Here is a 12,178-nt window from a genome sequence, read left to right as displayed (position 1 = left end):
GCGATGCTGGGCAAAGTTCTGCTTTGTTCAGCGTTGCATAAGTCTTTCGGAGCGGACTTCCTCGGCAAGAAAGGATTCTGTCCCGCAGTCGAGGCCATCAAAGGCCAGAGCCATTGCTTGCGGATCCAGATCGCGCATACGGGCTCCCCCATGGAAATGCTCGGGATCCCATCTAGAATAGGCGACGACAGGGCGAGAGAGGAGGCGAGCTGCGGTGACCTTCGCCCAGTGGCTGGGGCTGGCAGCATTGCTGGGTTTGCTGGTTCTGCTCTGGCAGATCCGGCAGATCCTGCTGTTGGTGTTTGCGGCCATCGTCTTGGCAGTAGCTTTGGATACCTTAGCCCAGATCCCGCAGCGCTACGGCTTTCGCCGCGGCCCCTCGCTCCTCATCACCGGTTTGACGGTTCTGGTGGGGGCGATTCTGGTGGGGCTGATCGTGGTGCCTCCCTTGGCGGATCAGTTGCGGCGGCTGTTTACCGATGGGGTGCCCGCCGGGATCGTGCAGGCGCAGCGGCTGTTCGAGAGCCTCATCCTCTCGTTGCCGACGGATATCGAGCTGCCGACGCTGCGGGAGTTGGCCAATAGCTTGGTGCCCCAGGCCACCGAGTTGGTGCGCCAGGTGCGCGACTTTTTCTCCGAGTCCTTCACCGCCTTTTTCGCCACCCTGCTCAATCTGTTGTTTGTGATCATCCTCACCATCCTGTTGTTGGTGGATCCCCAGGCTTATAGCCGCGCCTTTGTCTCGGTTTTCCCGGCCTTCTACCGCCCCCGCGTCCGCTACATCCTCAAGCGCTGCGAGCTGGCGCTGCGAGGGTGGCTGGTGGGGATCCTGTTCACCAGCAGCTTGGTGATGCTGCTAAGCGGCATTGGCCTCTGGATTTTAGGTGTGCCCCTGAGCCTGGCCAACGCGGTGCTGGCGGGACTGTTTAATTTCATCCCCAACATCGGCCCCACCCTGAGCGTGGTTGCCCCCATGCTGGTGGCCCTCACCGACGCCCCCTGGAAGTCCCTAGCAGTGCTAGGGCTGTACATCTTCATCCAGCAGCTTGAAAGCAGCGTCTTTACCCCGCTTGTCATGTCGCGCCAGGTGTCGCTTTTGCCCGCCTTGACGCTGATAGCTCAAATCACCTCGGCCTTTTTCTTCGGGGTGCTGGGCCTATTCTTGGCCGTGCCCTTGGCGGCCATCCTGCAGGTGTGGATCCAGGAGGTGCTGATTCGAGATGTGCTGGATCCCTGGCAGGGATCCCGGGCCCGCCCCTTGCCCCTGGCCAAGGGAGATGGGATCCCGGCTTCCCAGGAGAAGCGGAAGCCTCTGCAGCCGGAGAACGAGAACGCCATCCTGCTGCCGTGAGGGTAGAGAAGTTACGGGAGCCGCGGGAAACGTAATCCTCCTTCACATTTCTTCCACAACTGCAGAGACGCTTCTATAGTGAGGATCCCGTCTCCATCCGTCAAAGGATCGGAACCGCCATGTCCCACTTCACCACCTTGCAAGTGCAAATCAAGGATGCCGACCTGCTGGAAGAGACCCTGAAGGAATTGGGCTACACCGTGGAGCGGAACGCCAGCCTGCGCGGCTACCTCTGGAACCGCACCCGCGCCGATCTGGTGATCCGGCAAAAGAACGGCTTCGACATCGGCTTTCGCCGCAACGGGGATCACTATGAGCTTGTGGTGGATCTGTGGGGGGCGGGCATCGATCCCCAGACCTTTCTGGAGCCGATTTTGCAGCGCTACGCCCACAAGAGCTTGCTGCGCTCTGCCCGGCAACAGGGCTTCGCCATCGAGGCGGAGGAGCATCTAGAGGATGGCACCATCCGCGTAGTGGTGGGGCGCTGGGTGTAGCCGGGCCCATTGGCATCCGCTCATGCTCAGCAACTCCCGACCCTTGGTGGGCACAGGTGAGGGATCCCGGCCCCGCCCTTGGGATCTGGTGTTGGGAGGACGAGCCGCAGCCGGCGGTGCCCCGGCCCACGCCTTAGTTTTGGGGGGGCTTGAGGGGGCGCGGCGACGGCTCACCCAGGGCGACGAGGCGGTGCGTCTGGCCACCTTGCCCCAGCTGCTGCAGTACGGGCCGGCAGGCCTGGCCGAACTGATCGAAGCACTTGCTGGCAACACCTCCTGGGCGGTGCGCCTAGAGGCCTGGCGGCTGCTCTCCCAGCTCGAGCAGCCGGAGGCAGAGGAAGCCTGTCGAACCTACAGCCCCTTTCGCCCGGTGGGGGGTGCCCAGGGGGTCATCGTGGCCTATCGGCGCGGGGAGCGGAACTTTGCCTACGCCGACTTGGAGGGAGTGGATCTGCAAGAGGCGCGGCTGGGGGGTGCCAACTTCTACGAAGCTAATTTGAGAAAGGCCAACCTGGGTCTTTGCAACTTCAACGGCGCCCACCTGCGCCAAGCGGATCTGCGCCAAGCCAATTTGCAAGGGGCCAAGCTCAGTGGCGCCCTCCTAGAAGGAGCGGATCTGCGGGGAGCCGACCTGAGGGGGGTAAAAGTCAGTGGCACCAGCCTGCGCGGATCTCAGCTTTCAGACGCCACCCACTTGGAGGAGCGGCTGCGCCACATCTGGCAGTTGCAAAACTGGGGGGGAGAGGGGCAGGATCTGGCCGGCCAAGACCTCAGCAAAGCTGACCTGCGGGGGCTGGTGCTGCGGCAAATTTGTCTAAGGGGAGCCAACCTCAAGCGGGCGGATCTGCGCGGATCCAACCTGGAGGAAGCGGATCTGCGGGGGGCCGATTTGCAGCGGACAGATCTCCGGGGGGCCAACTTGCAGAATGCCGACCTAGAGGGGGCCGATCTCCGCGGCGCCGAGCTGCGCCAGGCCCAGTTGCAGGGAGCTAACTTGCGCCGCGCCGACCTCAGCGGGGCTAATTTGGAGCAAGCCAACCTAGAAGGCGCCCAGATCGAGGGCCTCAAGCATAGCGGCGCCCGGATTGCCGGCCTGATCTTCCCCGACGGCACCCCCCTCAAGCCCTGGTGGTGGTAGGCTGACCACCGCTGCCAAATCCAAAGGAATCCCAAGATCCCCAAGCCCCCGCCCCAACCTGGAGCAGCATGAGAGTAGAGATACCTAGGGGGTACGGCTATGGTTTTGGCAGAACAGCTCTCAACCAAACCGCTCACCGACGACGAACTGCGCAAAATGGACGCCTACTGGCGGGCCGCCAACTACCTGTCGGTGGGGCAGATTTACCTGATGGACAACCCGCTGCTGCGGGAACCTCTAAAGCTAGAGCATGTGAAGCCGCGCCTGCTGGGGCACTGGGGCACCACACCGGGGCTGAATTTTATCTACGTGCATCTCAACCGCATCATCAAGCGGGAAAACCTCAACGTCCTCTACATCACCGGCCCCGGCCATGGCGGCCCCGCTCTGGTGGCCAACACGTACCTGGAGGGCACCTACAGCGAGGTGTACCCCAACATCGGCCAAGATGCCGACGGGATGCGCAAGCTCTTCAAACAGTTCTCCTTCCCCGGCGGCGTGCCCAGCCACGTGGCCCCAGAAACCCCCGGCTCCATCCATGAGGGGGGAGAGCTAGGCTATGCCCTGGCCCACGCCTTTGGGGCGGCCTTCGACAACCCCGATCTGTTGGTGGCCTGTGTAGTCGGGGATGGAGAGGCGGAAACCGGCCCTCTGGCTGCTTCCTGGCACTCCAACAAGTTCCTCAACCCCATCCACGACGGGGCAGTGCTGCCGATTCTCCACCTCAACGGCTACAAGATCGCCAACCCCACCATCCTGGGCCGCCTCAGCCGTGAAGAGCTGCAGAGCCTGTTTGTGGGCTATGGCTACAAGCCTTACTTCGTAGAAGGCTCCGATCCGGCCCAGATGCACCAGTTGATGGCCGCCACTTTGGACACGGTAATCCACGAGATCCAAGAAATCCAGCAGCATGCTCGTACCAAGGGGGATCCCAGCCGTCCCCAGTGGCCGATGATCATCCTGCGCACCCCCAAAGGCTGGACGGGCCCCAAAGAGGTGGACGGCAAAAAGGTGGAGGATTTCTGGCGCTCCCACCAGGTGCCGCTGGCGGATCTGGCCAAGAAACCAGAGCACCTCAAGATCCTGGAAGAGTGGATGCGCAGCTACAGACCGGAAGAGCTCTTCGACGAAAACGGCCGCCTGCGGCCCGAGCTGCAGGAGCTGGCCCCCAAAGGGGAAAAGCGCATGGGCGCCACCCCCTATGCCAACGGCGGCCTGCTGACGCGGGAGCTGAAAATGCCGGATTTCCGCCGCTACGCCGTGGACGTGCCGCACCCCGGCACCCTCGAAGCCGAAGCCACCAAGGTGCTGGGGCAATTCTTGCGAGATGTGATGAAGCTCAACCCCCACAACTTCCGCCTCTTTGGCCCCGATGAAACTGCATCCAATCGCCTGGACGCCGTGTTTGAGGCCAGTGACCGCACCTGGGTGGCGCCTATCTACGACTACGACGAGCACCTCTCCCCCGATGGGCGGGTGATGGAGATCCTGAGCGAGCACGTCTGCCAGGGCTGGCTGGAGGGCTACCTGTTGACAGGCCGCCACGGCTTTTTCTCCTGCTACGAAGCCTTCATCCACCTGGTGGACTCCATGTTCAACCAGCACGCCAAGTGGCTGAAGACCACCCGCCACATCCCCTGGCGGCGGCCCATCCCCTCTCTCAACTACCTGCTCACCTCCCACGTGTGGCGGCAGGATCACAACGGCTTCAGCCACCAGGATCCCGGCTTTCTGGATCACGTGGTCAACAAGAAAGCCGATGTTATCCGCGTCTACCTGCCCCCGGATGCCAACACCCTGCTCTCGGTGGCGGATCACTGCCTGCGCAGCCGCCACTACGTCAATGTCATCGTGGCGGGGAAACAGCCGGCCCTGCAGTACCTGGACATGGATGCCGCCATCAAGCACTGCACCCAGGGCTTGGGGATCTGGGAGTGGGCCAGCAACGACCAGGGCTCGGAGCCGGATGTGGTCATGGCCTGCTGCGGCGATGTGCCGACGATGGAAACCCTGGCGGCGGCGGACTTCTTGCGGCAGCACCTGCCGGACATCAAGATCCGGGTGGTGAACGTGGTAAACCTGATGAAGTTGCAGCCGCCCAGCGAACACCCCCACGGCATCAGCGACAAGGAGTTTGTCAGCATCTTCACCCCCGATAAGCCCATCGTGTTTGCCTTCCATGGCTATCCTTGGCTCATTCACCGCCTCACCTACCGCCGCCCCAACCACCACAACCTACACGTGCGCGGCTACAAGGAGGAAGGCACCACCACCACTCCCTTCGACATGTGCGTCCTCAACCAGGTGGATCGCTTCAACCTGGCCAACGACGTGTTGGAGCGGGTGGAGCGCTTCAAATACCGGCGGGATCACGTCCAGCAGTTGATTCGGGACAAGCTGGTGGAGCACAAGCAGTACATCTGCAAGTACGGCGAGGATCTGCCCGAGGTGCGCAACTGGAAGTGGCCCTACTAGTGGATCCCCCTTCCCCCAACTTTCACCTCTAGCCGCCGGCAGGGTAGAGTTTTCTTGGGCTCTCCTGCCGGAGCGTTCTGGGCGGTTGTGCTGGAGGTTGAGAATGTGAGGGGTTCAGAACGGGTGGATGCGGATACCCTTCCCCGGCTGGAAGAGGCGGACTGGGGAGGGATGGCCCTCTCCTTAGTTCTCGGCCTGGCCCTCTCAGCGCTGGTCATCGGGATCCGGCCCCAGGTGGCCGTCCCCTTTGGATTGAGCGTGCTGGGCTCGGCCCTGCTGGGATCCCTGCTTCTCCCGGTCTTGCGGCGCTGGAAGGCAGGCCAGGTCATCCGCGAGGAGGGGCCCCAGTCCCACCACAAAAAAGCGGGCACGCCGACCATGGGTGGCCTTAGCTTTTTGCCCGTAGGGCTGCTGGTGGCCGGCATCGGGAGCGGCTGGGATCCCCAATGGCTGGCGGTGGCCCTACTGACCCTGGCTTACACCGTGGTTGGCTGGCTGGACGATTGGCTGGTCATCCGGCAGCGCTCCAACAAGGGGTTGTCTGCCAAATCGAAGCTTTTACTCCAAGTTGGGATCGGCCTGGTTTTCTGTGGCTACCTGGCCTGGCAAGGGATCCCCACCGTTCTCACCCTGCCGGGAATAGGCGCCCTCCCCCTGGGCTGGCTGTTCTGGCCCTTGGCCTTGTTTGTGCTGGTGGGCACCAACAACGCCGTCAACCTCGCCGACGGCATGGACGGCCTGGCGGCAGGGATGGTGGCCCTTGTCCTGGCAGGGCTGGGGCTGACGGCAGCGGATCCCGTTTTGGCGCTCGTGGCCTTTGCCTTGAGCGGCGCCTGTCTGGGCTTTCTGGTGCACAACCACCACCGGGCCCGCCTGTTTATGGGCGATACCGGATCCCTGGGGTTGGGGGGCGCTCTGGCGGGGCTGGCGCTGTTGGGGGATCAGCTCTGGGCCCTGGCCTGGATGGGCGCGGTGCTGGTGGCAGAGGCCCTGTCGGTGATCCTGCAGGTGGGCTACTTCCAATACACCAAACGCAAAACCGGACAAGGCAAACGGCTGCTGCGCATGTCGCCCTTGCACCACCATCTGGAGCTGGGGGGCTGGTCGGAGGTGCAGGTGGTGGGGTGCTTCTATGGGCTAACGGCGCTATTGGTGGGGCTGGGCTGGGCCTGGTGGCACTGGGCCGGCGCTTGAGAGGCAGAGGATCCAGGGGTACCACGGCAGGGGCCAAGCGCCGAAGCCGGACTTGGGGCTGCTTTCGGGGTTGGGAGGAGGTCTAAACTGACTTAAGGGTTGTGGCTTGCCCTGGGCAGAGATTTGTCCATGGGTACAGCATCCTGTCCCCAACCCAAATGGCTGCAATTTCAAAAATGGTTGAAAAGGGCTTCTAGGCCGCCCGCAGAGCCCTCTAAGGCTGCAGGATCATCGACCAAAAGCCGCTCTCTTCATTCCAAAAGGGCGCCAGCGACTCTCCCACCACGTTCGGCCCCCAGTAGCGAGCGGTTCCATCCAGGGTAAAAGCCACCACAATATCGCCGGGGCCGATCTGCAATGGCTCCTCGCCCAAACTCAGCACCAGCCCCTCGCTGCCCCCTTCTCCGGGCGCAAAGTCCCAGTGGGCCGTTTCCGGGTTGAGCAGCCGTCCACCGCTGCGCATCAAGATCACCAGCCGAATCGGGTGAGGGGTGCGATTGCCGACTCGAAAGGCTCCTGTGCGGGTGGAGGTGGGGAAGGCAGACTCTGAGGGCAGGACAGGAGCTGCATTCCCCTCGAAGGAGCCTTGTGGGGATTTTAACATCGGCTGGGCTGCCAACCCCCGAACGAGAGCCAGACCCCAAACCAAAGCGGCAGCCAACCCCAGGGATCTCTGGCGCAGCTTGCCCCGCAAGGTCCCTTTCGGCGGCCCGCCGGCAACAAGAGCGGCAACAGCTTGGGTGATACAGGCAGGAAATGAGCGGATGGAAACAGACATCAGATTACCGCAACCAGGAGTGCTACATGCCGGATTGAGAAAGAAGCTGAGCGACCGTGACCTCGCCATTGGTGAGCAGATCCAGCCCGCAGGCGGCGTCGCGCTCAGAATAGGACGGTTGTTCAGCCACGCTAACACCTCTATCCTTGTCTGTTCTTCAATATTCATTCAACCTTCTCTCGGAAGGCGAAAACCGCTCCCCCCTCCCACCTGCAGTCGGCTGGGATCCTTCTAGGGGTTGACCGCTCGGCATTTCCACCCTTGCGGGCTGCGCTCATACAGAGTCCGTCGCTGGGGATAGATCGCATCTCCCTTGAGCTGGAGGTGATCCACCTCCGTTGGATCCAACAGCAGTAGGACAAATGTCGGCGGTGGCAAAGATGCCTTTTCGGGGGGCAGCTCTTCAACAAAAGCCTCGGGTGGGGCAAGAGGGCCTTTAGGTTCCGGCCAGAACCAGAGCAGCCGTCCTTTTTCCGAGATTTGTTGCCACAACTGTTGTCGGTGCTGCTGCGCCCGAGGATCCGGGTGGTCGGCGGTGATGGCCTCGAGAGTGCCGGCAATGCGAAATTGCTCGCGAGTTTTACAGAAGTACCAGCAGATCTGGGCCAGTGGGCAGTGGGCGATCTGGCAGATCTTCTCGCTGCGGCTGTCCACCGCCAACTGAATGCGGTCGGTATCCCCCAAAAATCCCCGGAAGACCACCGTGCGGTTGCGCGGGTGCCCCCAAGGATCCACCGTAGCCAACTGCAAATAGCGCACACCCGCGTCGCTGCGGTTGCGGTGCAAGGCCGCCTGCAGCAACGTCCGCCAAGAGGGATCCCCAGCCGGGTTATCCTTCAACTCGTTCATAGGGGTGCGCAGGTGCCAGCCGAGACTTTAGCCGGGAGGGGGAGGAGCTTCCGATTGCGGATCCCTGGCCTGTCCTAGTGAGGATTCCGGCCGAACGGAATGGGAATCCAGACCAGTTGGGCGAAGGGAATGAAAGGGATGCTCCAGACAGCCCTCTGCCAGCCCCTCGAAGCGTTCCGGCACCGGCTGTTTCACCGGCAATTTCTGGAGCACCAGAGCGAGATACTCGCTGTACCATGGGGAGCGAGCTTCTCGCACCTTGTGCCACACCGAGCGCGACATCAACAGCGTCCGCTCCACGTCCCGGGCTCCCAGCTTGAGCAAAAATTCCTCCCGTTCCGGCTGGTAATCGGTGGAGGCCAAAGCTAAAGCCTGCGGCGGATAGGCTTGGGTGAGCCGGGCCATCTTGGCCATGAGCTCAGGATAGAGCCAGGTGTAGGCGGGGTGAACCGTAAGCTTGGCCACATGCGGCTGCTGCCCGGTACGATCCAACTTCAGGTTGAAATAGCCGATAGCAGTTTTCCGCTCCGGCTCATAGACACACATCTCCACCCGTTCCGTTTGGCTGATGACGCATTTGGCCTGATCTAGGAGCCAATCCAGCGGGCTGGTGCGAAAATCGCTCACGTCGCGGTCGTATACCTGGCGCACGGTGGCCGGCATGGATCCCGTATCCAGTTGGTAAATGGCGTAGGCATCCCGGTTGGTCACCGGCACCAAGTTGGGCAGCATGGGCTCGTGCTGGCTGAGGGCGGCCAGAATCTCGGGCCGGATCGACCAGTAGGTAATCTGGGCCAGCGGTTGGAAGCCGTTGTGGCGGTAGAGGGCCATCGCCCCCTTGTTGTGGATGTTCACCTCCAAGATCCAGGTGCGGGCCTCGCGAAAGTGCTCCATGCAGTGTCTGAGCAACTTAGAGCCGATTCCCTGCCGCCGGGCGGAGGGCACCACAGCAATGTGATCCACCCGCCAGGTGCTGCGGGAATGATTAAAGGGAGAAACTTGAATGACCCCCTGGATTTTGCCCTCCAGCTCCGCCACATGCACCGTAAACATGTGCTGAAAACGGTTGGGAAACAGGCTCAAAGTTTTCAGGGGGCCATACCACTGGCGCAGCCGCCGCACCTGGCGACGAATGTCCACCGAGCGGCCGCTGTACTCTTCATCAAAAGCTTGAGCCAAAATCTCCTCCACCGCCTCCAGATCACCCAGTTGAGCCGGGCGGAGAATCAGTTCGGGAGCCTCCTTAGGAGCTTTGGAATCCGGGTTGGGCTTTTCCGCAGGGTTGTCCATGCCAAAGTGTGGGCGGGAGAATACTCAAAGCATAGCTCAGGATCCCCCACTTCTTCTATCTAAGGGGGGCGTTGCTGCCACAAATGAGATTATCGGGCTTTCCGTTGGCCTTTGGCCAATCAGGCCCCCGCATCCAGCAACGCCAGGTTGCGGAAGGTAAAGCGCTTTTCCACAGGGCCGGTTTCCGTCTCTGTTTGAATGCGCCGCTCCGAGAGGATATAGTACTTGCCCACTTTGGTGTAGAGATCTTCAAATTGGCTGCGCCCACCCTTCTGCTCGCCAGTCTTGGCGTCGTGATAGACGGAGTCGTAGCGGTGGGAGAGGTAGCCTTCGCCCGTGTCGTGGCTGCTGAAGGTGTGAATAGTAACCACCATACCGTGAATATGCCGATGCACCATGGTAACTTGGTTGTCGCGCACGTGGTAGCGATCCCCTTCGGCTTTGCCGCCCACCAGGATCTCCACGGTGCCATCGGGTAGGATCTGGCCATAGCGAAAAGTGTTGTTCCCGTGGGTCTCGGCGAAGCTGCGGCGCACCCGGTGAACGGCAATCTCCCAAAGTTGATTGTGAATGGCTTTCCGGGCTTCCTCATCCTCCACGCCCGTAACCGTCGCTTTTAGGTCTGCCCCCACTCGCACCTGGCCCACAAAAGTGCGCTCCCCATCCCAGTAGGTGACCTCGGCGCTGTAGCCCGGAAAGTCGGGATCCCAGGTGTAGCGATTTTCGTAGGCGGCCCGAAACAACTCTTCGGCAGAAACTTGGGTCGCGGTCATCGAGTGTCTCCTGTCTTACTGGCAAGCGCTTCTCATGACCATCCATCATACTGCCCCTTGCTGCCAGGCTATCCCCCTAGCCGCCCGCGGCAGGAACCTGCGTTTGTTGACATACTCTCTACGCCCAGGGCCTGCTTCCCCACAGCGATCAGCCAGGGGTTTTCGCGCCACAAAGAGCTGACATAGCTAATTGCCCATCCGCCGCTGTTAGGATAGAGGCATAGCCACTGGAGCTTCTCTTCCTTCGTCACCCTAAGTTTTGGCCTGCAAGTTTAGTTGCTGCTTTGATCCCCGGAGTATTCTCTGGAAAGAGCCTTTCTATTTTTGGTGGGTGAGGAGGAAGATTGAGAGATTTTTTTGACAATCGCGTCGGCAGGACGGAATCCCTAGCGCCTAACCTGTCGCCGGCCCAGACCAGAGTGGCAGCCCCGCCGGAGATGATGGGGCCAGTGCTGAAAATTGTCGGCAAGCAGACCTTGAGCGGCCACATTCCCATCGGCGGCGCGAAAAACTCAGCTTTGGCGCTCATGGCGGGATCCCTTTTGGCTCCTGCAGCTTGCCGAATTCACAACGTGCCGCGCCTGCTGGACATTGAACGCATGGGGCAGATCCTGACCAGCCTGGGGGTTAAGGTGTCCCATGTGGGCAATACCCTTGACCTGGACGCCAGCTCCCTCAAAACTTCCCAGGCGCCCTACGAGTTGGTCAGCCAGTTGCGGGCCAGCTTCTTCATCATCGGGCCGCTGCTGGCGCGGCTGGGAGTGGCCAGAGTTCCTCTGCCCGGCGGCTGTGCCATCGGCTCGCGTCCGGTGGATCTGCATGTGCGGGGCCTGCAAGCGTTGGGGGCAACGGTTCAAATCGAGCACGGCGTGGTTCATGCCTATGCCCGCAAGCTGGTGGGAACCCGCATCTACCTTGACTATCCCAGCGTCGGCGCCACCGAGACGCTGATGATGGCCGCTACGCTGGCCGAAGGGGAAACGGTGATTGAAAATGCTGCCCAAGAGCCGGAGGTGGCCGACTTGGCCCGTTTTTGTCAGGCGATGGGAGCCCGCATCCGTGGCGTGGGCACCAATACGGTTGTGGTGGTAGGGGTGCCGCGCCTGCACGGCACCGAGTACACGGTCATTCCCGACCGCATCGAGGCCAGCACCTACCTCATTGCCGGGGCCATCACCCGCTCCGAACTCACGGTTGGCCCTGTTATCCCGGATCACCTGCGAGCGGTGATTGCCAAGCTGCGCGACATGGGGCTGCGGGTGGAGGAAGAAGGCCCCAACCGGCTGCGCATTGCCCCGGCTCAACTCAGTTCGGGCTGGCTTTGCCAGGCAACCGATATCCAAACCTTGCCCTATCCAGGTTTTCCCACCGATGTGCAGGCGCCGATCATGGCCTTGGCTGCCCTGAGCGAGGGCAGTTGCACCATCGAGGAGACGGTGTTTGAAAACCGCATGCACCACATTCCCGAGCTCAACCGCATGGGGGCGGATATTCGTCTCAAGAACCGGGTGGCCATTGTCCGGGGGGTGCCGTCGCTGTCGGGAGCGCCGGTGGTGGCCACGGACTTGCGGGCGGGGGCAGCTCTGGTGTTGGCTGGCCTGGCGGCTGAGGGCTGCTCTACTATCCACGGGCTCCACTACATCGACCGCGGCTACGAAGCTATCGATGAAAAGCTGCGCAGCGTTGGGGCCAAGGTGTATCGCTGTAACAACCCGGCAGGGATCCCGGCCACCCCTCAGCCTGAACAAGCTGATGGAAAGGGGATCCCATTGCAGAATTGGCCCACTTGAGCCTACGCCGTTGGGGGGATCCGCCGGCCCCCTCCCCCTTGTTTTC

10 protein-coding genes are annotated in these 12,178 nt (G+C 61.9%); 6 read left to right on the top strand and 4 right to left on the bottom strand.

Features of this window, described 5'->3' with window-relative positions:
* Positions 1 to 214 precede the first annotated feature (214 nt).
* The 5 genes from NW855_RS01875 (at position 215) to mraY (ending at position 6,652) form a co-directional block, all read left to right on the top strand.
* On the top strand, positions 215 to 1,351 hold the full coding sequence (locus NW855_RS01875; RefSeq protein ID WP_414508289.1) for an AI-2E family transporter: 1,137 nt from the start codon (positions 215 to 217) through the stop codon (positions 1,349 to 1,351).
* Positions 1,352 to 1,470: 119 nt separating this feature from the next.
* Positions 1,471 to 1,845, top strand: coding sequence for a DUF1257 domain-containing protein (locus NW855_RS01870; RefSeq protein WP_011430797.1), 375 nt, complete (start codon positions 1,471 to 1,473; stop codon positions 1,843 to 1,845).
* A 22-nt stretch (positions 1,846 to 1,867) separates the two neighbouring features.
* A complete protein-coding gene (locus NW855_RS01865; protein WP_414402463.1) occupies positions 1,868 to 2,983 on the top strand; it encodes a pentapeptide repeat-containing protein in 1,116 nt (371 codons plus the stop codon).
* A gap of 99 nt (positions 2,984 to 3,082) precedes the next feature.
* Positions 3,083 to 5,458, top strand: coding sequence for a phosphoketolase (locus tag NW855_RS01860; protein ID WP_011430799.1), 2,376 nt, complete (start codon positions 3,083 to 3,085; stop codon positions 5,456 to 5,458).
* A gap of 171 nt (positions 5,459 to 5,629) precedes the next feature.
* Positions 5,630 to 6,652, top strand: coding sequence for a phospho-N-acetylmuramoyl-pentapeptide-transferase (gene mraY, locus NW855_RS01855; protein WP_414346920.1), 1,023 nt, complete (start codon positions 5,630 to 5,632; stop codon positions 6,650 to 6,652).
* Between the two features lie 214 nt (positions 6,653 to 6,866).
* Here the strand turns inward: mraY and NW855_RS01850 are convergent, their stop codons facing one another.
* From NW855_RS01850 to NW855_RS01835, 4 genes are all read right to left on the bottom strand, one after another.
* On the bottom strand, positions 6,867 to 7,430 hold the full coding sequence (locus NW855_RS01850) for a hypothetical protein (RefSeq protein WP_099813029.1): 564 nt from the start codon (positions 7,428 to 7,430) through the stop codon (positions 6,867 to 6,869).
* Positions 7,431 to 7,661: 231 nt separating this feature from the next.
* On the bottom strand, positions 7,662 to 8,279 hold the full coding sequence (locus tag NW855_RS01845) for an Npun_F5749 family FMN-dependent PPOX-type flavoprotein (protein ID WP_011430802.1): 618 nt from the start codon (positions 8,277 to 8,279) through the stop codon (positions 7,662 to 7,664).
* Between the two features lie 27 nt (positions 8,280 to 8,306).
* Positions 8,307 to 9,569: an N-acetyltransferase family protein gene (locus tag NW855_RS01840; RefSeq protein WP_414508288.1), complete on the bottom strand. Its 1,263-nt coding sequence runs from the start codon at positions 9,567 to 9,569 to the stop codon at positions 8,307 to 8,309.
* A gap of 119 nt (positions 9,570 to 9,688) precedes the next feature.
* Complete coding sequence (locus NW855_RS01835; RefSeq protein WP_011430804.1) at positions 9,689 to 10,342, bottom strand: DUF3386 domain-containing protein; 654 nt, start codon at positions 10,340 to 10,342, stop codon at positions 9,689 to 9,691.
* 437 nt (positions 10,343 to 10,779) lie between these two features.
* On the opposite strand from NW855_RS01835, the gene murA reads away from it, so the two are divergent.
* Complete coding sequence (gene murA / locus NW855_RS01830) at positions 10,780 to 12,132, top strand: UDP-N-acetylglucosamine 1-carboxyvinyltransferase (RefSeq protein ID WP_240527895.1); 1,353 nt, start codon at positions 10,780 to 10,782, stop codon at positions 12,130 to 12,132.
* Positions 12,133 to 12,178 lie beyond the last annotated feature (46 nt).

The sequence above is a fragment of the Synechococcus sp. RC10B2 genome (assembly GCF_047502635.1).
This window is presented reverse-complemented; position numbering and strand designations above follow the sequence as displayed.